A 23221-nucleotide genomic window follows, 5' to 3' on the forward strand; every position below is an offset into this window, starting at 1 on the left:
GGAAATTGGAACCGCCCCCGCTCCGGGCTTGGGGGTACCGGAGCGGGGGCGGGGTTCTGCGGGGGCCGGGGTCAGCCCATGTGGGGGTACGCGTAGTCGGTCGGGGCGACCAGGGTCTCCTTGATGGAGCGGGTCGACGTCCAGCGCATCAGGTTCGACGCGGCGCCCGCCTTGTCGTTCGTGCCCGAGGCGCGGCCGCCGCCGAAGGGCTGCTGGCCGACGACGGCACCGGTCGACTTGTCGTTGATGTAGAAGTTGCCCGCCGCGAAGCGGAGCTTCTCCATCGCGTCGGCCGCCGCGTAGCGGTCCTGGGCGATGACGGCGCCGGTCAGCGCGTACGCCGACACCGACTCCATCTGCGCCAGCATCGCGTCGAACTCCGCGTCCTCGTACACGTGGATGGCCAGGATCGGGCCGAAGTACTCGGTCGTGAAGACCTCGTTCTCCGGGTCCGTGCACTCGATGACGGTCGGGCGGACGAAGTAGCCCTCCGAGTCGTCGTACGTGCCGCCAGCGACGATCGTGCAGGTCGGGTCGGCCTTGGCGCGGTCGATCGCGGCCTTGTTCTTCGCGAACGAGCGCTCGTCGATGACGGCGCCGATGAAGTTCGACAGGTCGCGGACGTCACCCATGGAGATTCCGTCGACCTCGGCCGCGAAGGCCTCCTTGAAGCCGTCGTTCCAGATCGACGCCGGGACGTAGGCGCGCGAGGACGCCGAGCACTTCTGGCCCTGGAACTCGAAGGAGCCGCGGGTCAGGGCGGTCTTCAGGATCGCGCGGTCCGCGGACGGGTGCGCGACGACGAAGTCCTTGCCGCCGGTCTCGCCTACCAGGCGCGGGTAGGACTTGTAGTTCTCGATGTTGTTGCCGACCGTCTTCCACAGGTACTGGAAGGTCTTGGTCGAGCCGGTGAAGTGGATGCCCGCGAGCTCGGGGTGGGTCAGGGCCACCTCGGAGACGGCGATGCCGTCGCCGGTCACCAGGTTGATGACGCCCTTGGGCAGGCCGGCCGCCTCGAGGAGCTCCATCAGCAGGACCGCGGAGTGCGTCTGCGTCGGGGACGGCTTCCACACGACCACGTTGCCCATCAGGGCCGGGGCGGTCGGCAGGTTGCCGGCGATGGCCGTGAAGTTGAACGGGGTGATCGCGTAGACGAAGCCTTCGAGCGGCCGGTGGTCGCTGCGGTTCCACACGCCGGCCGAGTTCGCGGCCGGCTGCTCGGCCAGGATCTGGCGGGCGAAGTGGACGTTGAAGCGCCAGAAGTCGACGAGCTCGCACGGGGTGTCGATCTCGGCCTGCTGAACGGTCTTCGACTGGCCCAGCATCGTCGAGGCGGCCAGCTTCTCGCGCCACGGGCCGGCCAGCAGCTCGGCGGCGCGCAGGATGATCGCGGCGCGGTCGTCGAAGGACATCGCACGCCACGCCGGGGCGGCGGCGAGGGCGGCGTCGACGGCCTCCTGGGCGTCGGCCTCGGTGGCGTTGGCGTACGTACCGATGACCGACTTGTGGTCGTGCGGCTGCACGACGTCGAAGCGCTCGCCGCCGCCCATCCGCTTGACGCCGTTGATCGTCATCGGGAGGTCGATCGGGTTCTCGGACAGCTGCTTGAGCTGGATCTCGAGACGTGCGCGCTCCGGGCTGCCGGGGGCGTACGAGTGCACCGGCTCGTTGACCGGCGCGGGGACCTGGGTCACAGCATCCATGGGGCTGGTAACTCCTTGAGCTAGTTCTGGACCTAGTTCTTGGTGATCATCGAGCGGAGGAAGAAGAGGAGGTTGGCCGGCTTCTCCGCCAGGCGGCGCATGAAGTAGCCGTACCAGTCCGTCCCGTACGCGGTGTAGACACGCATCCGGTGGCCCTCGGCGGCGAGCCGCAGGTGCTCCTCGCTGCGGATGCCGTACAGCATCTGGAATTCGTACTCATCCAGTTTGCGCCCGGCCTGGCGGCCCAGCTCCTGCGCGATGGCGATCAGACGCGGGTCGTGGGACCCGATCATCGGGTAACCCTCGCCCTCCATCAGGATCTTCATGATGCGGACGTACGCCTTGTCGATCTCGGCCTTGTCCTGGTAGGCGACCTCGGCGGGCTCCTTGTAGGCGCCCTTCACGATCCGGACGCGGCTGCCCGCGGCGGCCAGCCGGCGGGCGTCGGCCTCGGTGCGGAAGAGGTACGCCTGGATCACGCAGCCGGTCTGCGGGAAGTCGCGGCGCAGCTCCTCGTGGATGGCGAACATCGAGTCGAGGGTGGTGTGGTCCTCGGCGTCCAGCGTGACGGTGGTGCCGATGGCCGCGGCGGCCTCGACGACCGGGCGGACGTTGGCGAGGGCGAGCTCGTGGCCGCCCTCCAGCGCCTGGCCGAACATCGACAGCTTGACCGACATCTCGACGGTCTCGCCGAGACCGAGGACCGCCAGGCGCTCGATGAGCTCCAGGTAGGCGTCACGAGCGGCGTGGGACTGTTCCACGGCGGTGATGTCCTCGCCGACGACGTCGAGGGTCACCTCCAGCCCGTTGCGGGTGAGGTCCTCGACGATCGGGATGACCTGGTCGACCGTCTCACCGGGGATGAACCGGTTCACCACGGGCTTGGTCACCGGGGCGGCAGAGACGATTCGGCGCATCTTGTCGCTGCGCGAGGCGGCGAGGATCACGGGACCCAGCACGGGGGCACCTCCAACGGGTGGCAGAAGCGGGCACGGTCCGCCGCGGGGGTGGGCTGGGGACCGTAGGGAAACGCAAGTAAAACCACCGTGAAACCTAAGGATCGCCTCGATCCTCTGCCATCGACAGCTGTCACGCATCCGTGGTCCGGATCTCATACATCTGTCTGAAGCAGCGGTTTCCGGGTGGGAGAATGTCCGGGTGAAGGGCGATTACCAGGACCTGGTGGACGAGATCTCGGCGCTGCTCGGCGCCCCGGCGACGCTGGAGAACCGGGACTTCCGCCTCATCGCCTTCGGCGCGCACGACGGCGAATCCGGCGAACTCGCACTGGACCCCGTACGCACCCGCTCGATCCTGACCCGTCAGTCGACGGCGGCCGTCCGGTCCTGGTTCGAGGCCTTCGGCATCGCCCGGGCCACCGGGCCGGTGCGGATCCCGGCGGCGCCGGACGCGGGGGTCTTCCGGGGGCGGATCTGCCTGCCGGTGCGGTACCGGGGCATCGTGCAGGGCTACGTATGGCTCCTCGATCCGGAGCCCGGCTCCGAGGCGGGGCCCGGGCCGGAGGCGCTGGCCTCGGCCATGGAGGTGGCGCAGCGGATCGGGATCCTGCTCGCCGAGGAGGCGAAGGCCGGGGCCGATCTGTCGCGGGAGTTCCTGGCGGTGCTCACGGCCGGGCGGGGCTGGCAGCAGGACATGGCGGTGGCCGCGCTCCGGGTCGCCCTGGGCCCCGGAGCCGACGGACTGCACGCGGCGGTGTGCGTGGCCCCGTGGACCGGGGAGGCCCCGGCGTCGGTCCCGGGGGCGTCGGCGGTGTGCCTGGCCCCCTGGCGGGGGCGCGGTGACCGGGGCCCCGGCCCGGGTCCGGCAGGCGAGGCATCGGATCCCGCCGGCCGAGAGCCCGTCCAGGCGCTGGCCCTGCTGGTCCGGCTCCGCTCGGCGGACACCCTCACCCCCGCCACGGCCATGGCGACCCGGCTGCTCCAGCAGGGCGGCGCGGCCGCCGGTATCGCGGAGCCCCGCCGGGGGCTGACCAGCCTGGCCGACGCCTGGGCGGAGGCCTCGGCGGGAGCCCGGGCGGCAGCGGCCCAGCCGCGGTTCGGCCCGGTCGCGCAGTGGTCGCGGATCGGCCCGTACCGGCTGCTGGCGACCCTGGCGGCGGACCCGGTGGACGACCCCGCGACGCGGGCCCTGCTGAGCCCCGCCCACCGCGAACTCGCCCGCACGGCCGAGGTGTTCCTGGACTGCGCGGGCCAGGCCGGCCGCGCCGCGGCGGCCCTGGGCATCCACCGCCAGACCCTGTACTACCGGCTCGCCAGGGTCGAGCAGCTGACCGGCCTCGACCTGGACGAGGGGGAGGACCGCCTGCTGCTCCACATGTCCCTCAAGGCGGCCCGCCTGCACGGCTGATCCACCGTCACCCCGCGATTCGTCCGCCCACCGCGTCGAGCCGCAAGTCCCCTTCGCCCGGGCGGCGGTTCCCGGCTCCGCCTCCGCCTAGCCCGCCGCTCCCGAAGCCTTGGCCATACCCTCCACCGCCCGCCGCATCCCCTCCGTCAGCTCCGCCGGGGTCGCGGCGGTCGTTGGGTCGAACAGCCACTGGATCATGAAACCGTTCAGCAGCGCCTGGTAGAACGCGCCCGTCGTGCGCAGGTCCTCCTCACTCAGCCGCTCCTCCGGCACGCCGGTGAACATCGAGACCAGCCCCCTGCGCCCCTCCCCCTGCGAGGACGCGAGCAGCTCCCGCAGCTCCGGCAGCCGCTCCCGGGACAGCGCGACCTCCATGCTGGCCGCCCACACCGGGCCCGACTCCTCGTGCCCGGCGTGCACCGCCTCCCACACCGAACGGAAGCGCTCCAGCGAGCCGCCCTCCCCCGTCACGGCGCCCGTGAACTTGTCCCCCCACTCCTCGATCAGCGCGATGAACGCCTGCGTCAGCAGTGCGTCCTTCGAGCCGTAGTGGTAGCCGATGGACGCCAGGTTCGCGCCCGACGCCTTGACGATGTCGCGCGCGGTGGTGCGCACGAAACCCTTCTCGACCAGGCACTCCTTGGCGCCTTCCAGCAAGTCTTCGCGATGTCCCATGGCCTCACGGTAACAAGACAGCCGTCCTAGACGGAAGTTCTAGACAGTCGTACTAGACAAGCGTTTATGACGCTTGTACATTGCTGCTCATGACGAACCCCGCAGCACGTCTCGCCGGTCGCCGGGAATGGATCGCCTTCACCGTTCTCGTGCTCCCCCTGCTCCTGGTCTCGATGGACGTCTCCGTCCTCTACTTCGCCATCCCCGCCATCACCCGGGAGCTCGACCCGAGCGCCACCCAGCAGCTCTGGATCTTCGACAGCTACGCCTTCGCCCTTTCCGGACTGCTGATCACGATGGGCTCGCTCGGCGACCGGATCGGCCGCCGCAAGCTCCTGCTGATCGGCGCGACCGCCTTCGGCCTCGCCTCCGTCGGCGCCGGCTACGCCAACAGCGCCGAGATGCTGATCGCCTGCCGGGTCCTGCTCGGGATCGGCGGCGCGACCCTGATGCCGTCCACGCTGGCCCTCATCCGGAACCTCTTCCAGGACGCCAAGCAGCGCGGCCGGGCCATCGCCATCTGGTCCGGGGCCATGACCGGCGGCATCGCCCTCGGCTCGGTGATGAGCGGCGTGATGCTGAACCACTTCCGGTGGGGCTCGGTCTTCCTGATCAACGTCCCCGCGATGCTGCTCCTGCTGATCCTGGTTCCGGTGCTGGTCCCGGAGTTCAAGGACCCGGCCCCCGGCCGCTTCGACCTGCTGAGCGTGCCGCTGTCCATGGCCGCCGTGCTGCCCGTCGTCTACGGGCTCAAGGAGATCGCCGCCGAGGGCTTCGAGCCGCTCTACGCGATCTGTGCCGGTATCGGCCTGGCCTTCGGGTACGTGTTCGTCCGCCGCCAGCGCACCCGTGACGACGCCATAATCAGCCGGGCCCTGTTCCAGGGACGCGGTTTCGGGGCGGGCATCGGCCTCAACACCCTGGCCGCATTCGCCATGATGGGCTCGGCCTACTTCACCACCCAGTACCTCCAGTCGGTGCTCGGCATGGGCACCCTGGAAGCCGCCCTGTGGAGCCTCGCCCCCTCCGTCGTCATCGGCGCGGCGGCCCCGGTCAGCGCGGCCCTGGCCCAGAAGACCGACCGGGCCCACGTCATCGCGGGCGGCTTCGCCCTCGCCGCCGCCGGCTTCGCCCTGATCGGCCTGGTGGGCACCGACTCCCTGTGGCTGCTGCTGACCGGCGCCGGCGCGCTGGCCTCCGGCATCGTGACCGTGATGTCCCTGGTCTCCGACATGGCGCTGGGCTCCGCCCCCGCCGAGAAGGCCGGCTCGGCCGCCTCCCTGCTGGAGACCGGCCAGGAGTTCGGCGGCGCGCTGGGCATGGCGGTCCTGGGCAGCCTCGGCACCGCGGTCTACCGCGAGGACCTGAGCGGCTCGGAGCCGGCTGTACGGGAGACCCTGGGCGGCGCCGTCGCCACCGCCCACCAGCTCGGCGGCCCGGCCGGTGAGCAGGTGCTGACGCTGGCCCGCGAGGCCTTCGTCCACGGCATGCAGTACGCCGCCTGGGGCGGTGCGGCCTTGCTGATCGCGGCCGGCGTCCTCTCCGTGGCCCTGCTGCGGGGTCTGGGAGCTCCTGCCGCGGCTACGGCGGCTCCGGCCGAGGCCGGCGAAGCCCTCGTGCACTGAGCGACGTAGACGTAAGACGTAAGACGTAAAGGGTGGAACCGCGAAAGGGCCCGGGGTCTCCCCCGGGCCCTTCCCGTGTTCAAGCCAGTGCGCGGATCAGGCGAGGCTGACCGTGCGCGCCGAGACGGCGCCGATCTCGGCGGCGATGTCCGTGAGGACGTTGGCCGGGACCTCGGCGTCGACGGTGAGCACGCCGAGCGCCTCGCCGCCCTCCTCGGCACGGGCGACCTGCATGCCCGCGATGTTCAGGCCGGCCTCGCCGAGGATGCGGCCGACGGTGCCGACGACGCCCGGGCGGTCGGCGTAGCGCAGGACGAGCATCTGCTCGGCCAGCGCCAGGTCCAGGTCGTACTCGCCGATGCCGACGATCTTCTGAAGGTGCTTCGGGCCCGCGAGCGTGCCGGAGACCGAGACCTCCTGGCCGTCCGAGAGCGTGCCGCGGACGGTCACGACGTTGCGGTGGTCCGGGGACTCCGAGCTGGTCGTCAGACGTACCTCGACACCGCGCTCCTGCGCGAACAGCGGGGCGTTGACGTAGGAGACCGTCTCGTCGACGACGTCCTCGAAGACGCCCTTCAGCGCGGAGAGCTCCAGCACCTTGACGTCGTGCTGGGTGATCTCGCCGTAGACCTCCACGTCGAGGCGGACCGCCACCTCGCCCGCGAGGGCGGTGAAGATGCGGCCGAGCTTCTCGGCGAGCGGCAGGCCCGGACGGACGTCCTCGGCGATGACGCCGCCCTGGACGTTGACCGCGTCCGGCACGAGCTCTCCGGCGAGCGCGAGGCGCACCGACTTGGCGACCGAGACACCGGCCTTCTCCTGGGCCTCGTCCGTGGACGCGCCGAGGTGCGGGGTGCAGACGACCTGGTCGAGCTCGAACAGCGGGGAGTCCGTGCAGGGCTCCTTCGCGTACACGTCGAGGCCGGCGCCGGCGACGCGGCCCTCCTTGATGGCCGTGTACAGCGCGGCCTCGTCCACGATCCCGCCGCGGGCGGCGTTGACGATGCGGACGGAGGGCTTCACCTTGTGCAGGGCCTCGTCCCCGATGAGACCGAGGGTCTCGGGGGTCTTGGGCAGGTGCACGGTGATGAAGTCGGCGACCTCCAGCAGCTCGTCCAGCGTCAGCATCTTGACGCCCATCTGGGCGGCGCGCGCGGGCTGTACGTAGGGGTCGTACGCGACGACCTTCATGCCGAAGGCCGACATGCGCTGGGCGACCAGGACGCCGATGCGGCCGAGGCCGACGACGCCGAGGGTCTTCTCGCTGAGCTCGACACCCGTGTACTTGTTCCGCTTCCACTCGCCGTTCTTCAGGGCGGTGTTGGCCTGCGGGATGTTGCGGGCGGTGGCGACGAGCAGGCCGCAGGCGAGCTCGGCGGCGGTGACGATGTTGGAGGTCGGGGCGTTCACGACCATCACGCCGGCCTTGGTGGCCGAGGAGACGTCGACGTTGTCGAGGCCGACACCGGCGCGCGCGACGACCTTCAGCTTCTTGGCGGCGGCGATGGCCTCGGCGTCGACCTTGGTCGCGGAGCGGACCAGGATGGCGTCGACGTCCTCGATCGCGGGCAGCAGCTCCGCGCGGTCGGCGCCGTTGCAGTGCCGGATCTCGAAGTCGGGGCCGAGCGCCTCGACGGTGGCAGGCGACAGCTCTTCGGCGATGAGTACGACAGGTTTCGAGCTCACGTGGGTCCTCACAAGTCCAGTGCGGACGGCCGTCCCGACGGCCGCAGGCGGTGGAGGGGGGTAGCCGCGTGGAAGACGCACGACACTGTGGGCCTGACGCGTTGTGTTCAGCAGTGTAGTAGCGGATCCCGAGCGGTATTCCGCCTGTACGGAAGGATCACCCTTCCGGGGTTGGCCAGGGTGGACAAGCAACACTTTCGGAGGTCTACATTCCGGCAGATCTCCGGGAGCGCCGGATACGCGGCGGGGCCGGAACTCACCGTCCCGGCCCCGCCGCGTACACGATCAGCTCTCGTCGCTGTCGACCCAGCTCATCAGCTTGCGCAGCTTCTTGCCGGTGGTCTCCAGCAGGTGCGCCTCGTCGGCCTTCTTGTACTCGTTGTACTTCGGCAGACCGGCCTTGTACTCGGCCATCCAGGTGTTGGCGAACTCGCCGCTCTGGATCTCCGCGAGGACCTTCTTCATCTCGGCCTTGGTGGCGTCGGTGATGACGCGGGGGCCGGTGATGTAGTCGCCCCACTCGGCGGTCTCGGAGACCGACCAGCGCATCTTCTCCAGGCCGCCCTCGTACATGAGGTCCACGATGAGCTTCAGCTCGTGCAGGCACTCGAAGTACGCGATCTCCGGCTGGTAGCCGGCCTCGGTCAGGGTCTCGAAACCGGCCTTGACCAGGGCGGAGGCGCCACCGCAGAGGACGGCCTGCTCACCGAACAGGTCGGTCTCGGTCTCCTCGGTGAAGGTGGTCTTGATGACGCCGGCGCGGGTGCCGCCGATGCCGGCCGCGTACGAGAGCGCGAGCGCGAAGGCGCTGCCGGTGAAGTCCTGCTCCACGGCCGCGATGCAGGGCACGCCGCGGCCTTCCTCGTACTGACGGCGGACCAGGTGACCCGGGCCCTTCGGAGCGACCAGGGCGACGTCCACGTTGGCCGGGGGCTTGATGAAGCCGTAGCGCACGTTGAAGCCGTGGCCGAAGAAGAGCGCGTCGCCCTCCTCGAGGTTGTCCTTGATGGACTCCTCGTAGATCTCGGCCTGGAGCGGGTCCGGGGTCAGGATCATGATGACGTTGGCCCACGCCGCGGCCTCCGACACGGAGACGACCTTCAGACCCTGCTCCTCGGCCTTGGCCTTGGACTTCGAGCCTTCCTTCAGACCGACGACGACGTCGACGCCGGAGTCACGCAGCGACAGCGCGTGGGCATGGCCCTGGCTGCCGTAGCCGATGACCGCGACCTTGCGGCCCTGGATGATGGACAGGTCGGCGTCGTTCTCGTAGAACAGCTCGGCCACTGGGATATCTCCTTGGTGCGCTGGTGTTGCTCCCACCGTATGGCGGGGAACGGAATCGAAGTTTCCTGGTCTCGCTATGCGAGAGGCAAAGACTGGTGCGCCGGTCGAGCGCGTCAGGCGCTGCGGTCGAGCGAGCGCAGGCTGCGGTCCGTGATGGACCGTCCGCCACGCCCTATGGCGATCGTGCCGGACTGCACGAGCTCCTTGATGCCGAACGGCTCCAGCATCTTGAGCATCGCGCCGAGCTTGTCGGCGCCGCCGGTGGCCTCGATGGTGACGGCCTCCGGGGAGACGTCGACCGTCTTGGCGCGGAACAGCTGGACGATCTCGACGATCTGCGAGCGGGTCTCGTTGTCGGCGCGGACCTTCACCAGAACGAGCTCTCGCTCGATGGCGTTGTGCGGCTCCAGCTCGACGATCTTGAGCACGTTGACCAGCTTGTTGAGCTGCTTGGTCACCTGCTCCAGCGGGAGGTCCTCGACATTCACGACGATGGTGATGCGGGAGATGTCGGGGTGCTCGGTGACGCCGACCGCGAGGGAGTCGATGTTGAACCCGCGGCGGGAGAACAGCGCGGCGATCCGGGCGAGGATGCCGGGCGTGTTCTCGACCAGGACGGAGAGCGTGTGCTTGGACATGTGAGGCGTTCTCTCTCTCAGGCTCTCTCGGCTCAGTCGTCTTCGTTGTCGCCGAAGTCGGGACGGACGCCCCGGGCTGCCATGACCTCGTCGTTGGAGGTGCCGGCGGCGACCATCGGCCACACCATGGCGTCCTCGTGGACGATGAAGTCGATGACCACCGTACGGTCGTTGATCGCGTTGGCCTCGGCGATGACCTTGTCCAGGTCGGCCGGGTCCTCGCAGCGCAGCGCCACGCAGCCCATGGCCTCGGACAGCTTCACGAAGTCCGGGACGCGGGTGCCCTTGCGGGGGGCGATGGACTCGCCGAGCTGGGAGCCGACGGCGTCGTGGCCCGTCTCGTCCGCGTGCAGCACGGTGCTGGAGTACCGCTGGTTGTAGAACAGGGTCTGCCACTGGCGGACCATGCCCAGCGCACCGTTGTTGATGATCGCGACCTTGATCGGGATGTTGTTCAGCGCGCAGGTGACCAGTTCCTGATTGGTCATCTGGAAGCAGCCGTCACCGTCGATCGCCCAGACCGTGCGGTCCGGCATGCCGACCTTGGCGCCCATCGCGGCGGGGACCGCGTAGCCCATGGTTCCGGCGCCGCCGGAGTTCAGCCAGGTGCGGGGCTCCTCGTAGTTGACGAAGTGCGAGGCCCACATCTGGTGCTGGCCGACGCCGGCCGCGTAGATGGTGTGCTCCGGCGCGAGCTGGCCGATGCGCTCGATGACCTGCTGCGGCGACAGCATGCCGTCCGAGGGCTTCTCGTAGCCCAGCGGGTACGTGTCGCGCCAGCGGCTGAGGTCCTTCCACCAGGCGCTGTAGTCGCCGGCGTGGCCCTCGGTGTGCTCCGCCTGGACGGCCTGGATCAGGTCGGCGATGACCTCGCGGGCGTCGCCGACGATCGGGACGTCGACCGCGCGGTTCTTGCCGATCTCGGCCGGGTCGATGTCCGCGTGGATGATCTTGGCGAACGGGGCGAAGCTGTCCAGCTTGCCGGTGACGCGGTCGTCGAAGCGGGTGCCGAGCGCGATCAGCAGGTCCGACTTCTGGAGTGCGGTGACGGCCGTGACCGCGCCGTGCATGCCGGGCATGCCGACGTGCAGCGGGTGGCTGTCGGGGAAGGAGCCCAGCGCCATCAGGGTGGTGGTGACCGGGACGCCGGTCAGCTCGGCCAGGACCTTCAGCTCGGCGGTCGCGCCGGACTTCATGACGCCGCCGCCGACGTACAGGACCGGGCGCTTGGCCTGGCAGATGAGCTTGGCGGCCTCGCGGATCTGCTTGGCGTGCGGCTTGGTGACCGGCCGGTAACCGGGGAGGTCCTGGGTCGGCGGCCACGTGAAGGTGGTCTTCGCCTGCAGGGCGTCCTTGGCGATGTCGACCAGGACCGGGCCGGGGCGGCCGGTGGAGGCGATGTGGAACGCCTCGGCGATCGTCCGCGGGATGTCCTCGGCCTTGGTGACCAGGAAGTTGTGCTTGGTGATCGGCATGGTGATGCCGACGATGTCCGCCTCCTGGAAGGCGTCGGTGCCGATCGCCTTGGAGGAGACCTGGCCGGTGATCGCGACGAGCGGGACGGAGTCCATGTGCGCGTCGGCGATCGGGGTGACCAGGTTGGTGGCGCCGGGGCCGGAGGTGGCCATACAGACGCCGACCTTGCCGGTGGCCTGCGCGTAGCCGGTGGCGGCGTGGCCGGCCCCCTGCTCGTGGCGGACCAGGATGTGACGGACCTTCTTGCTGTCCATCATCGGGTCGTACGCGGGGAGGATGGCGCCACCCGGAATCCCGAAGACGGTGTCGCACCCCACCTCTTCGAGAGAGCGGATGAGGGACTGCGCACCCGTGACGTGCTCAACTGCGGCGGACTGCTGTCCGCCGGAACGGGGCCGCGGCTGCGGATGGTGGGCCCCGGTGGCCTGCTCGGTCATCGGCATTCTCTTCTCGAAGCTGAGGGTTTTACGAGGATTCGACGGTGTGCCAGTGCAACAAAAAACCCCTCGTGCCAGGAGGCAAGCGAGGGGAGCGCGTCGGGAGCGATGAGCGGGGACATGCTGGTCCCTGCTTCAGCCGACGCGCTTTCCAAGTACGAGAATTCGGGTGCGCATGGCACTGACCCTCCCTCCGGCGGGAGGGGGATGTCAAGTGGGTGGGACGGGCGTCTCATTATGTGAGCCTCTATGGATGGCCATCGTTCCCCCGGGCGAACCAAGGGCCAGGGCTGGTTGGGCCGCTCCGCCCGGTACTGGGAACGTACCGCGCACGAGCGCGCGCCGCAGCCTGTACTCGTCGAGAGGGCCGGAAAACGCCATTCCCTGTCCGTGGCTGCACCCCATCGCCCGCAGGGCCATGACCTGCTCGGGGAGGTCCACCCCGTCGGCCACCGACTGCATGCCGAGGTCGTTTGCGATCCGCAACAGACCGGCGGTGATCTTGTGGATACGGGCGGACTCGACCACGCCTTCGACCAGGCCCCGGTCGAGCTTGAGCATGTCCATCGGGAGCCGTCGCAGGGCGCTGATGGCCGCATAGCCGCTGCCGAAGCCGTCCAGGGCGATCAGTACGCCGAGCCGCCGCAAGGCCGCGAGACGGCGCTCCAGCTCGTCGAAGGGCACTCTGGGGTCGCTGTCCGCCAGTTCGATCACTAGGGCCCCCGAAGGCAGCCCGTGCCGGGTCAGCAGGGCTTCCACGGAGCCGCGCGGCATGGAGCGGTCCAGCAGCCGCTGGGCGGACATCCGGACGGCCACCGGCACGTCGTGCCCGGCCCGGTGCCGCTCGGCGGCCTGCGCCACGGCCTCTTCCAGCAGCCAGCGGCCCAGCTCGGCGGTACGGGACGCGTCCGGGCCGCCCGCTGCCGCGCCGGCCCTGCCCGCCGCGCCCGCCGCGCCTGACCCGCCGCCCGTCTGGCCCTCGCTGTACTCGGCCACCCGGAGGAATTCCGCGGGTGTGAACAGGATCCCCTGGGAGGAGCGCCAGCGGGCCTGCGCCGCCAAGGCCGTCACCTCGCCGGTGGCCAGCGAGACCACGGGCTGGTGCAGGAGGGCGAACTCCCCCTCATGGAGCGCGGTGCGCAGCCGCCCGGCCAGCTCGGCCTTGCGCACCACCTCGGCCTGCATCTGCGGCGCGTACAGCTCGACCCTGTCCTTGCCGCCCGCCTTGGCCCGGTACATCGCGAGATCCGCGTTGCGCATCAGGTCCGAAGGGGTGATGCCGGGGTCGGCGAAGGCCACGCCGATGCTGGCGGCGACCCGGACCTCGCTGCCGGCGATCCGGTACGGCTGGGAGAGGGTGGTGCGCAGCCGGTCGGCGATCTCGTGGACCTGGTACTCGCGGGCGCTGCGGTCGCGGCTGCCGTCGCCCACGATCAGCGCGGCGAACTCGTCCCCGCCGAGGCGGGCCGCGGTGTCCCCCGCCCGGACCGAGTCCTGGAGCCGGCGGGCGGCCTCCACGAGCAGCTCGTCGCCCGCCTGGTGGCCGATGGTGTCGTTGACCGCCTTGAACCCGTCGAGGTCGATGAAGAGCACGGCGGTGCTGTGGTCGCCGGCCCGCCGCCCGGTCAGTGCCCGGCGGACCCGGCGGGTGAACAGGGCCCGGTTGGGCAGATCGGTGAGCGGGTCGTGCTCGGCGCTGTGCTGGAGCTGCGCCTGGAGCCGCACCCGCTCGGTGACGTCCCGGCTGTTGAGGATGAGGCCGCCCTGGTGGCGGTTGACGGTGGACTCCACGTTGAGCCATTCGCCGCTGCCGGACTTGAAACGGCATTCGATGCGGGTGGTGGGCTCCTCGGCCGGCGGTGCGGCGAGGAAGCGGCGGACCTCGTGGACCACCCGGCCGAGGTCGTCGGGGTGGATCAGGGTGGCGAGCTCGCTGCCGACCAGCTCCTCCGCCTCGCGGCCGTAGACCCCGGCGGCGGCGGGGCTGACGTAGCGCAGGGTCCCGGTGGGCGCGGCGATCATGATGACGTCGCTGGAGCCCTGGACCAGGGAGCGGAAGTGGTTCTCCTTCTGGGCCAGTTCCTGGGTCAGCGCGATGTTGTCGAGCAGCATGATGCCCTGCCGGATGACTAGGGCGAGCACCACCGTGCAGCCGGTGAAGACGACCATCCGGTCGACCTTCCGGCCGTCCACTACGTTGTAGAGGATCCCGAGGGTGCACACGGCGGCCGCGAGGTACGGGGTGAGGGCGGGCAGCGAACCGCTGATGGGGCGGCTGTGCGGCCGGTCCACACGCGGATGCGGGGCGACGGGGGCCGGGTGCACGCGCTGGGCGCCCCAGGGCGCGTACGCGAGGAGCAGCGAGCCGGCGAACCAGCCGGCGTCGAGGAGTTGGCCGGACTGGTAGCCGTCGCTGAGCAGCGGCGAGGTGAACAGGGCGTCGCTGAGCACGGTCAGGGCCAGCGCCGCGATGGCGGTGTTGACAGCGGAGCGGTTGGTGTCGGAGCGCCGGAAGTGCAGGACCAGGACCATCGAGACGAGCGCGATGTCCAGGAGCGGGTAGGCCAGGGAGAGTGCGGCGCTGGGGACGCTGCCGGCGGCGCCGGACTGGGCGGTCCGCGCCGCGTGTGCGAGGGCCAGGCTCCAGGAGAGGGTGAGCAGGGAGCCGCCGATGAGCCAGGAGTCCAGCCCGAGGCACACCCAACCGGCCCGGGTGACCGGGCGCTTGGCGAGGACGAGCAGGCCCACGATGGCGGGCGGGGCGAAGCAGAGGAAGGCGTAGTCGGCGAGCGAGGATTTGGGCATCGGCTCCCCGAGGATCACCTCGTACCAGCCCCAGATCGCGTTGCCGGAGGCGCCCATGAGGGAGGAGAACGCGAACAGGAGCCAGGCGGGGCGCTCACGCCGGTCGATCGTCCGGGCGTAGGAGAAGCAGGAGACCGCGGCGAGTACGCCGGCCGCGCTGAGCCCGAAGTCACCCATGATCTCGGCGAGTTCCTTCGAACCCCAGCCGAGCGCGGCGCCCACGGCGTACCCGCCACTGATCAGTGCGAGGAGCCATTGCGCCGCTAGGCCCCGGCCGCCGTCCGGGGCCGGTTGCCTGGTCAGGAGCGCCGCCCCCGGGGCGCTCACCGGCCCCCCTCGCCGGCTTGTTTCGGCGCACCCCATCGTCGCCTCCGACGGCTCTGCCGCTTCGGATCTTTCGCCCATTGGCCGTGCATCGCCCGTCGCCCCCCAAAGTGTCCGATCACTCCCCAGCGCCAGACGTTCGTGGCGCAGCCCCTTGTTCCGGACGATACACCACTTTCGTCACTCAGGGACAGGGGTTCTCTACGCTCCGTTACCAAGGAGGGAGTTGCAGGCACAGCCCGCACTCGGGTGAACGCGGAGCGTGGGCAGCGCGCGTCACTCGGTGATCAGCACCGTGTTCTCCACGGGCTCACCCGCGGCGAACCGGGTGAGCTGGCGCGCGATCAGCCGCTTGGCCCGCGGCTCGAACGCGGTGCTGCTGCCGCCGACATGGGGCGTGATCAGGACATTCGGAGCATGCCAGAGCGGGTGGCCGGCGGGCAGCGGTTCCGGGTCGGTGACATCGAGCGCCGCGCGCAGCCGGCCCGACTGGAGTTCGGCGAGCAGGGACTTGGTGTCGACGACGGGGCCGCGCGCCACGTTCACGAGCAGGGCGCCGTCCTTCATCCGGCTCAGGAAATCGGCGCCGGCCAGGCCCCGGGTGGCGTCGGTCAGCGGGGTGGAGAGGATCACCACGTCGGCGTCCGGGAGCAGTCGCGGCAGGTCGGCGAGGGCGTGCACGGATCCCCGGGCGGTGTCGCGCGCCGACCGTGCCACGCGGGTGACCGGCCCGCACTCGAAGGGCACGAGCCGGTCCTCGACGGCCGCGCCGACCGATCCGTAGCCGACGATCAGGACGGACTTGTCGGCGAGGGCGTCGTAGAAACCGCCGTGCCACTCCTCGCGGCCCTGGCCGCGCACCATGCCGGGAATCCCGCGCAGCGCGGCGAGGACGAGGGTGAGGGCGAGCTCGGCGGTGCTCGCGTCGTGGACACCGCGCGCGTTGCACAGCCGTACGCCGCGGTGCAGGGCGGCGAGGCCGCCCATGACGTCGTCGACGCCGGCGGTCAGGGTCTGGATCACCTCCAGGCGGGGCATGGCCGCCAGCGGGCGCAGGGTCACCTCGGAGGGCTTCATATAGGGGGCGACGTAGAAGACGCAAGGCCCCGGGTCCGCCGGGAACGCGTCCTCGCCGTCCCACTGGCGGTACCGGAAGCCGGTGGGAAGGCCGTCGATCTCTTCTGCGGGGAAGGGGAGCCAGACGTCCCCGGTCGTTGCGCTCATGACCCGGAGGCTATGCGAACGGATGTGGATCAAGCCGTTAGTTTGTTTCCGGACCGGGAGGGGGACGCACGGTGGAGCGCAGGTCGATCGGGTCGGGACCGCTGAGGGTGGGCGCCGTCGGGCTCGGCTGCATGCCGATGAGCTGGGCGTACGCGCCCTCGCGGCGCCACGGCGAGGAGTCGCTGCGCACCGTCCACACGGCGCTGGACCTGGGGGCGAACCTGCTGGACACGGCGGACGTGTACGGGCCGTTCACCAACGAGCTGGTGCTGGGGCGGGTGCTGAAGGAGCGGCGGTCCGAGGCATTCGTGTCGGCCAAGGTGGGGCTGCGGGCCGGCGAACAGCACGTGGTGGCCGACGGGAGGCCCGGCTATGTGCGGCGGGCCTGCGACGCCTCGCTGCGGCGGCTGCGGACGGATGTCATAGACCTCTACCAGCTGCACCGGGTGGACCCTGAGGTTCCGGTCGAGGAGACCTGGGGCGCGATGGCGGAGCTGGTGGGCGCCGGAAAGGTACGGGCGCTCGGGTTCTGCGCGCTGGGCGCCGGAGCCGGGCCGGGGGCCGGGCGGCGCGGGGACCGGGCGTACGGGGCGACCGTGCGGCACCTGGAACGGGCGCAGCAGGTGTTCCCGGTGAGCGCGGTGCAGGCGGAGCTGTCGGTGTGGTCGCCGGAGGCGGCGTGGCAGCTGCTTCCGTGGTGTGCGGCGCGCGGGGTTGGTGTGCTGGCGGCGATGCCGCTGGGCAGCGGGTTCCTGACCGGGACGCTCACTCCGGGCGAGGGCTTCGAGTCGCAGGATGTGCGGGCCCGGCATTCGCGGTTCACGGCGTATGCGATGGCTGCGAACCAGGTGCTGGTGGCGGGGCTGCGGCGGGTCGCGCGGCGGCACGGCGAGGTGGGCGGGGTGCCGGTGACGGCGGCGCAGGTGGCGCTGGCGTGGGTGCTGGCGCAGGGGCCTCATGTGGTGCCGGTGCCGGGGGCGGACCGGGCGCAGTGGGCGGCGGAGAACGCGCGGGCGGCGGAGGTCCGGCTCACGACGGGGGACCTGGCCGAGATAGCGGGTCTGCCGGCCGCCGTGGGAGCCTGGGACTGATCCCCCTCCCACCGTCCGCTCCCACTGCCCTCATCCGGTTCCCTCAGCCGCGTCCCACATCCACTCGATCGGGTGTACGAGCGGTGGAACTTCGGGAACCGCCGGAGCTGTTGAGACAGATGAAAGGGCAGGATCGGGGGACCGGAGGGGAGCAGGACGATGCGATACGGACGGTACGAGGGGCAGGGCGCGCGGCGTCGAAGCGCGCTGGCGGCGGCCGCGCTGGCCGGATGCGGTGTGGTGCTGGCGGCGGGGTGCTCGCCGGCGGGCGGGGAGGGGGCGCGGGCGGGGAGCTCGCCACCGGTGACGGCGTCGGCCGGCTCCTCGGCGAGACCGTCCGGTTCCCCGGAGGCGTCCGGAGCGCCCGCGAAGGGCTCGGTGACGGTGACCGGCGAGGTCGCCAAGGGCCTGGAGTCCCCGTGGGGCGTGGCCCCGCTGCCCGACGGGGACCTGCTGGTCGCCTCGCGGGACAAGGGGACGATCAGCAGGGTCGAGGTCGGCTCGGGCAAGGTGACGCCGATCGGCGAGGTGCCCGGGGTGGCGCCGGGCGGCGAGGGCGGGCTGCTGGGTCTCGCCCTGTCCCCCGGGTTCGCCTCGGACAAGATGGTGTACGCGTATTTCACGACGGAGTCGGACAACCGCATCGCCCGGATGCGCTATGACGAGCACCGGGATCCCGGCCAGCAACTGGGCGCGCCCGACACGGTGCTCCGGGGCATCCCCAAGGGCCTCATCCACAACGGCGGCCGGATCGCCTTCGGCCCGGACAAGATGCTCTATGCGGGGACCGGCGAGACGGGTGACGGCGGGCTCGCGCAGGACAAGAAGTCGCTGGGCGGCAAGATCCTTCGGATGACGCCGGACGGGGATCCGGTGCACGGCAATCCGGAGGCGGATTCGGTCGTCTACTCCTACGGGCACCGCAATGTGCAGGGGCTCGCCTGGGACAAGGACAAGCGGCTGTGGGCGGCCGAGTTCGGGCAGAACACCTGGGACGAGCTGAATCTCATCGAGCCCGGCGGCAACTACGGCTGGCCCGAGGCGGAGGGCAAGGCCGGCAGACCGGGCTTGCGGGACCCGGTGGCCGTGTGGAAGACCGACGAGGCCTCGCCGAGCGGGATCGCCGTGGCGCAGGGGTCGGTGTGGATGGCCGCGCTGAAGGGCGAGCGGCTGTGGCGGATCCCGCTCGCCGGGGCTTCCCCGGTGGCGGAGCCGGAGACCTTCCTGGAGGGGAAGTACGGCCGGCTGCGCACGGTGGTCTCCCTCGGCGGGGACAGACTGCTGCTGGTCACGAGCGAGACGGACGGGCGCGGGTCGCCGGAAGCGGGCGACGACAGGATCCTGACACTGACGGTGCGGTAACCGGCGTGGCCCCGGCAGGGGAGGGAAGGCGCGGTGGACGCGATGTTCAACATGTTCGAGGAGCTGTTCAGCCCGGGACGCAAGCACACGGACGAGGAGACCAAGCGGCTGGAGCTGTCCCGGGTCGATGTGAATGACGGCGACCCGGGACGGGGTCCGATAGATCTCGACTCCGGCAAGGTGCTCATACGCCTGGACGAGCAGCCTCCGCGGTAGCGGGGGCCGGCCTGATGCGGGTGTCCGGCGTACTGGTGCTATCGGGCGGCAGGTGCGAACAGCCGGAGCCGGTGGGCGAGAGCGGCTGCCTCGCCCCGGCCGGCCACGCCCAGCTTGGCCAGGATGTTCGAGACGTGCACGCTGGCCGTCTTCGGGGAGATGAACAGCTCCTCGGCGATCTGGCGGTTGCTGTTGCCGGCCGCGACCAGGCGCAGGACGTCCCGTTCGCGGCTGGTCAGGCCGAGGGCCTCGGCCGGGTCGGTGTCCGGTACGGGCGGGGCCGGGGGCGCTTCGGGGCCGAGCGGAAGCCGGGCGCGCTGTGCCAGCAGGCCCAGGTCCTCGCGCAGCCGGCGTGAGCCGAGCCCGTCGGCGGTGGCGTAGGCCTGGCAGAGCAGGGCGGCGGCCTGGTCCCGGTCGCGGCCGGCGGCCAGCAGGGCCTCGGCGAGCCGGTGGCGGGCACGGGCCAGCAGGTACGGGCGCTCCAGCGGGCGGATGGCCTGCTCGACGGCGGTCCAGTCGGCGACGGTATCCCGTTCCTCGGCCCGGCGCAGCTCGGCCCGCAGGAACTCGGCGTGGGCGGTCCACAACGGCACCGGGGTGGCCAGGCCCGCGGCGGCGGTGCGCAGCACGTCCAGGGCGGCTCGGCGGCCGGCATCGGCGACCGGGAGTCCCCGGGCGTCGGCCTCGGCCGAGGCCCCCGCGAGCAGCAGCGGCCAGGCGTAGCGGTGGTGGCCGAGGGGGAACCCGTAGGCGATCGCGTCGGCTATCTCGGTCCGGACGTCGGCTATCCGGCCCTCCCCCACGGCCAGGCCGACCGCCAGGCGGAACAGCGGTATGCGGTGCTGGGGCTGGGTGTCGTGGGTGCCGAAGTGCGCGTAGGCGGCCGCGAGCTGGGTGGCTGCCTCGGTCAGTTCGCCGCGGGCCAGTGCCAGGTAGGAGAGCCGTGCCGAGGCGGCGCCGCGCGGGGCGGCGCTCTGGCCGACGCGCAGGGTGCGCCGGGCCGCCTCGGCGGCCTCGTCCCAGCGGCCGAGGCCGTACAGGCTCTCCGCCATGTTTCCGCTGATCCACGCCTCGGTGTCCAGCAGCCGGGACTTGTGGACGAGTTCAACGCCCTGTTCGGCCAGTTCCACGGCTTCCCGGGACCGGCCCATACTTTCCAACTGAGAGCTGAGGTTGATATGTGCACGACCCGCCAGCATCACGAGCCCGAGTTCGGTGGCCCGCTTCCTGACCGCGTGCATCTCGGCGAGGCCGCGTTCGGGGTCGCCGGAGTCGGTGAGCAGGCAGCCGACCGTGATCCGGGCATTGAGCTCGATCTCCTCGGCGCCGAGCATGCGCGCGTACTCCACGGCCCGTTCGGCGGCTTCGAGGTTGCCGGGGCCCGGGTTGTGGAGCATGCCCCAGCCCGCGGCCCGGACCAGGACCTGGGCGTGCACTTGCGACGGGGGCAGCCCCCGGACGAGTTCCTGGGCCTTGGCGAGTTCCTCCCAGCCGTCGCCGCGGGCGAGGCTGGAGACCAGCGAGGAGCGCTCGGACCAGAACCAGGCGGAGCGGAGCGGGTCCTCGTCCTCCTCCAGCAGGCGCAGCGCGAGCTTGGTGAGCTTCAGAGCACGCTCGCGCTCCCCGCCGAACCGGGCCGCGACGGTCGCCTCGGCGAGCAGGTCGAGGCGGGCCAGCGGGGTGGTGGCCGGGTCGCAGCCGCAGGGGGGATACACCTCGGTGTAGTCCGCCGGGCGCAACTCCGCGCGCACCTCCTCCGGCGCGCTCTCCCACAGGTCCAATGCCCGTTCCAGCAGCCGCAGTTGTTCGGAGTAGGCGTGCCGGCGGCGGGCGGCCACCGAGGCGGCGAGTACCGCGGGCAGCGCCTTGGCGGGGGCGTTGGCGTAGTACCAGTAGCTGGCCATCCGGATGACCCGCTCCTCGGCGCGGACGAGGGAGTCGTCGTCCTCCATGGCCTCGGCGTAGCGGCGGTTGACGCGGGCGCGCTCGCCGGGCAGCAGGTCGTCGCTGACGGCCTCGCGGACCAGCGAGTGGCGAAAGCGGTAGCCGTCGCCGTCGGGGGTGGCGAGGAGGATGTTGGCGCCGACGGCCGCGCGCAGGGCCTCGATCAGCTCGTCCTCGGTCAGCCCGGCGACGGCGCGCAGCAGCGGGTACTCGACGGTGGAGCCGCCCTCGGCGACGATGCGCACCACGCGCTGGGCGGCGTCCGGGAGAACCTCGACGCGGACGAGCAGCAGATCGCGCAGGGATTCGGTGAGCCCGGTGCGGCAGCCGCTGGCCCGGGAGGCGACGAGTTCCTCGACGAAGAAGGCGTTGCCGTCGGAGCGCTCGAACACGGAGTCAACGAAGGCCTCGTCGGGCTGCGAGGCGAGGATGCCGGCGAGCTGGCGACGCACCTCGGCCCGGTTGAAGCGGGGCAGTTCGATCCGGTGGACGGTGCGGAGCCGGTCCAGTTCGGCGAGCAGCGGGCGCAGCGGGTGGCGACGGTGGACGTCGTCGGCTCGGTAGGTGGCGACGACGACGAGGCGGCCGCGGCCGAGGGTGCGGAACAGATAGGCGAGCAGGTGCCGGGTGGAGGTGTCGGCCCAGTGCAGGTCCTCCAGGACGAGGACGACGGTGCGGTCGCAAGCGAGCCGTTCCAGCATCCGGGCCGTCAGCTCGAAGAGCCGGGCGGTGCTTTCCTCGTCGTGCGGGCCCCGGAGGGTCTCGCCGAGTTCCGGGAGGATCCGGGCGAGTTCGTCCTCCTGGCCGGCGGCAGCGGCGGCCAGTTCGTCGGGGAGCTGGCGGCGCAGACTGCGCAGAGCAGTGGAAAAGGGGGCGAAGGGAAGCCCCTCCGCCCCGATCTCCACACAGCCTCCGACGGCCACGACCGCGCCGCGGCGGGTCGCCTCGCAGAGGAACTCCTCCGTGAGGCGGGTCTTGCCGACCCCGGCCTCTCCCCCGATGAGCAGGGCCTGCGGCTCTTTGCCGGCGGCGCGGTTCAGGGCGTCGACGAGGACGGCCAGTTCGTCGGCGCGGCCGACGAACACCGGGCTGACAGATCTGGTCTCCACGCCGCCGAGCATCGCACAGAGGTCCTGCTCAGCGGCACTCGTTATCGGTGCGCTTCTCATCACGCGTCAGTTCACGCGGGTGGCGGCGCGGACTACGCGGCGCGGGTGAAGCGGCTCCGCTGCACTCTCACCGACCCCTCGGGTTCCTTGTCGCGCATGGAGCCGCGGTGCGCCTTCTTGGCCTCCCGGGCCAGACGGTACGCGTCGGCCTCGCGGATGAGGTCGGCGCGGCGGGCCTTGGCCATCTCGTACTCGAACATCTCGTTCTCCCTGGGTTGCGATTCCCGGCACCTCGTTCGGTGTGATCCAAGATTCGCTTCCCAGGGGGTGCCGGCACATCGGGCGCATGCCGCATGTACGCCGGGCAGGGGGCCTTAGTCCAGGGCCGAAGGTCCCTGGGGCGGACTAAGGCAGGGCCGGGGAGTGCCTAGGCGTACCCGTGTGCGGCTTAGCCGGCCGCCTTCGGAAGGGGGAGAAGGATGTCGAAGTACATAAGGCCGAAGAGCAGTACGCCCAGGGCGCCGAGGGCGACGGCGGCCCAGGAGACGGACCGGATCCAGGTCGGGAGGACGCGGCCGGGGGCGCCGAAGGCGGGGCGGGCCAGGACGAAGACGGCGAGGAGGAGGGCGAGGGTGGAGACGACACCGTTGACGAGGGCGGTCTGGTGCCAGGCGTCGCCGTACAGGGCGGCGATCTTCGCTTCGGTGGTGGCGGCGTTGACCGACTCGATCTGGCCGATGAGGGTCTGGCGCTCGGCGACGACCCGGGAGACCCAGGTTCCGCTCAGGGCGACGAGCCCGAGCCCGGCGGCGACGATCGCGGAGGCCGCGGCGCCGACCCCGCCGACCTGCTCAAGGGGCTCGTCCTCGAAGTCCGGCTCGGCGGCGTCGAGCGTGTCGTCGAGCTCCTCGGCGGCGGGGGCGGCCTCGGCCTCGGCCGTCTCGGCCGCGGTGTCGGCCGGGGTGTTCACGGCCGCCTTGGCCGTGTCCTGCGCGGAGGGCGCGGGCTCGGCGGAGTCCGCCTCGGGGGCGTTCGGGGCGGCGGTCTTCGTGGTATCCATGCGGGGCACCGTAGGTGGCCTACATGAGAGGTTCCTGAGAGCCTGCCGGGCCCGCCGCGGGTCCGGTCCCCCGGCCCGTGCCCGGATGGCGCCGGGGGCCGTCCGCAGCCTAGTGCCGTGGCCGGCAAGGTTCACCGGGTCGCGACGCCCAGTACGGCACCTCGCCGCGTTGTCGGCCCACGCAAGTACGTC

General features: G+C 71.3%; 17 protein-coding genes. 5 read left to right on the forward strand and 12 right to left on the reverse strand.

What is annotated here, in order from left to right; genetic code table 11:
• Positions 1-71: 71 nt before the first annotated feature.
• Together pruA and J7I97_RS08390 are read right to left on the reverse strand one after the other, a co-directional pair.
• Positions 72-1703 (reverse strand): L-glutamate gamma-semialdehyde dehydrogenase, encoded by a 1632-nt coding sequence (gene pruA / locus J7I97_RS08385; protein ID WP_214932290.1) that lies wholly within the window; start codon positions 1701-1703, stop codon positions 72-74.
• A gap of 32 nt (positions 1704-1735) precedes the next feature.
• Entirely contained in the window at positions 1736-2662 is a 927-nt protein-coding gene (locus J7I97_RS08390) for a proline dehydrogenase family protein (RefSeq protein WP_214932291.1), read from the reverse strand.
• A gap of 199 nt (positions 2663-2861) precedes the next feature.
• On the opposite strand from J7I97_RS08390, the gene J7I97_RS08395 reads away from it, so the two are divergent.
• Positions 2862-4070 carry a CdaR family transcriptional regulator gene (locus J7I97_RS08395; protein ID WP_214932293.1) on the forward strand — a complete coding sequence of 403 codons (1209 nt, stop codon included), beginning with the start codon at positions 2862-2864 and terminating at the stop codon, positions 4068-4070.
• 87 nt (positions 4071-4157) lie between these two features.
• On the opposite strand, the gene J7I97_RS08400 is transcribed toward J7I97_RS08395, so the two are convergent.
• Positions 4158-4745, reverse strand: a complete 588-nt coding sequence (locus J7I97_RS08400; protein ID WP_214932295.1) for a TetR/AcrR family transcriptional regulator — start codon at positions 4743-4745, stop codon at positions 4158-4160.
• A gap of 89 nt (positions 4746-4834) precedes the next feature.
• Between J7I97_RS08400 and J7I97_RS08405 the strand changes: the two genes are divergently transcribed.
• Complete coding sequence (locus J7I97_RS08405) at positions 4835-6370, forward strand: MFS transporter (RefSeq protein WP_214932297.1); 1536 nt, start codon at positions 4835-4837, stop codon at positions 6368-6370.
• A 96-nt stretch (positions 6371-6466) separates the two neighbouring features.
• On the opposite strand, the gene serA is transcribed toward J7I97_RS08405, so the two are convergent.
• From serA to J7I97_RS08435, 6 genes are all read right to left on the reverse strand, one after another.
• A complete protein-coding gene (serA, locus tag J7I97_RS08410) occupies positions 6467-8056 on the reverse strand; it encodes a phosphoglycerate dehydrogenase (RefSeq protein ID WP_214932300.1) in 1590 nt (529 codons plus the stop codon).
• A 285-nt stretch (positions 8057-8341) separates the two neighbouring features.
• Positions 8342-9343 carry a ketol-acid reductoisomerase gene (gene ilvC, locus J7I97_RS08415; protein WP_214932301.1) on the reverse strand — a complete coding sequence of 334 codons (1002 nt, stop codon included), beginning with the start codon at positions 9341-9343 and terminating at the stop codon, positions 8342-8344.
• A 113-nt stretch (positions 9344-9456) separates the two neighbouring features.
• Entirely contained in the window at positions 9457-9981 is a 525-nt protein-coding gene (ilvN, locus tag J7I97_RS08420; protein ID WP_214932313.1) for an acetolactate synthase small subunit, read from the reverse strand.
• Positions 9982-10013: 32 nt separating this feature from the next.
• Positions 10014-11900, reverse strand: a complete 1887-nt coding sequence (locus J7I97_RS08425; protein WP_214932315.1) for an acetolactate synthase large subunit — start codon at positions 11898-11900, stop codon at positions 10014-10016.
• A 204-nt stretch (positions 11901-12104) separates the two neighbouring features.
• Entirely contained in the window at positions 12105-15026 is a 2922-nt protein-coding gene (locus J7I97_RS08430; RefSeq protein WP_308369168.1) for an EAL domain-containing protein, read from the reverse strand.
• A 273-nt stretch (positions 15027-15299) separates the two neighbouring features.
• Positions 15300-16247, reverse strand: coding sequence for a 2-hydroxyacid dehydrogenase (locus J7I97_RS08435; RefSeq protein WP_214932318.1), 948 nt, complete (start codon positions 16245-16247; stop codon positions 15300-15302).
• A 71-nt stretch (positions 16248-16318) separates the two neighbouring features.
• On the opposite strand from J7I97_RS08435, the gene J7I97_RS08440 reads away from it, so the two are divergent.
• From J7I97_RS08440 to J7I97_RS08450, 3 genes are all read left to right on the forward strand, one after another.
• Complete coding sequence (locus tag J7I97_RS08440; protein ID WP_214932321.1) at positions 16319-17338, forward strand: aldo/keto reductase; 1020 nt, start codon at positions 16319-16321, stop codon at positions 17336-17338.
• 159 nt (positions 17339-17497) lie between these two features.
• On the forward strand, positions 17498-18700 hold the full coding sequence (locus J7I97_RS08445) for a sorbosone dehydrogenase family protein (protein WP_214932324.1): 1203 nt from the start codon (positions 17498-17500) through the stop codon (positions 18698-18700).
• 42 nt (positions 18701-18742) lie between these two features.
• Entirely contained in the window at positions 18743-18916 is a 174-nt protein-coding gene (locus tag J7I97_RS08450; RefSeq protein WP_251049261.1) for a DUF6191 domain-containing protein, read from the forward strand.
• Positions 18917-18954: 38 nt separating this feature from the next.
• Here J7I97_RS08450 and J7I97_RS08455 read toward each other — a convergent pair whose 3' ends face one another.
• From J7I97_RS08455 to J7I97_RS08465, 3 genes are all read right to left on the reverse strand, one after another.
• The gene (locus J7I97_RS08455) at positions 18955-21981 is read right to left on the reverse strand and encodes a helix-turn-helix transcriptional regulator (RefSeq protein ID WP_214932374.1); all 3027 of its coding nucleotides are present in this window, start codon (positions 21979-21981) and stop codon (positions 18955-18957) included.
• A gap of 80 nt (positions 21982-22061) precedes the next feature.
• The gene (locus J7I97_RS08460; RefSeq protein ID WP_214932326.1) at positions 22062-22229 is read right to left on the reverse strand and encodes a hypothetical protein; all 168 of its coding nucleotides are present in this window, start codon (positions 22227-22229) and stop codon (positions 22062-22064) included.
• 188 nt (positions 22230-22417) lie between these two features.
• Positions 22418-23029, reverse strand: a complete 612-nt coding sequence (locus J7I97_RS08465; RefSeq protein WP_214932329.1) for a hypothetical protein — start codon at positions 23027-23029, stop codon at positions 22418-22420.
• Between the last annotated feature and the right edge of the window lie 192 nt (positions 23030-23221).

Source organism: Streptomyces sp. ISL-87 (genome assembly GCF_018614095.1).
In the GTDB taxonomy this organism is placed as follows: Bacteria; Actinomycetota; Actinomycetes; order Streptomycetales; family Streptomycetaceae; genus Streptomyces.

Bases quoted from the DNA above. Each gene is read 5' to 3' on its own strand.
- J7I97_RS08425 (WP_214932315.1), bottom strand. From the start codon at position 11,900: ATGCCGATGACCGAGCAGGCCACCGGGGCCCACCATCCGCAGCCGCGG.
- ilvN (WP_214932313.1), bottom strand. From the start codon at position 9,981: ATGTCCAAGCACACGCTCTCCGTCCTGGTCGAGAACACGCCCGGCATC.
- J7I97_RS08405 (WP_214932297.1), top strand. From the start codon at position 4,835: ATGACGAACCCCGCAGCACGTCTCGCCGGTCGCCGGGAATGGATCGCC.
- J7I97_RS08450 (WP_251049261.1), top strand. From the start codon at position 18,743: ATGTTCAACATGTTCGAGGAGCTGTTCAGCCCGGGACGCAAGCACACG.
- J7I97_RS08465 (WP_214932329.1), bottom strand. From the start codon at position 23,029: ATGGATACCACGAAGACCGCCGCCCCGAACGCCCCCGAGGCGGACTCC.
- pruA (WP_214932290.1), bottom strand. From the start codon at position 1,703: ATGGATGCTGTGACCCAGGTCCCCGCGCCGGTCAACGAGCCGGTGCAC.
- J7I97_RS08400 (WP_214932295.1), bottom strand. From the start codon at position 4,745: ATGGGACATCGCGAAGACTTGCTGGAAGGCGCCAAGGAGTGCCTGGTC.
- J7I97_RS08455 (WP_214932374.1), bottom strand. From the start codon at position 21,981: ATGCTCGGCGGCGTGGAGACCAGATCTGTCAGCCCGGTGTTCGTCGGC.
- J7I97_RS08445 (WP_214932324.1), top strand. From the start codon at position 17,498: ATGCGATACGGACGGTACGAGGGGCAGGGCGCGCGGCGTCGAAGCGCG.
- J7I97_RS08435 (WP_214932318.1), bottom strand. From the start codon at position 16,247: ATGAGCGCAACGACCGGGGACGTCTGGCTCCCCTTCCCCGCAGAAGAG.
- J7I97_RS08460 (WP_214932326.1), bottom strand. From the start codon at position 22,229: ATGTTCGAGTACGAGATGGCCAAGGCCCGCCGCGCCGACCTCATCCGC.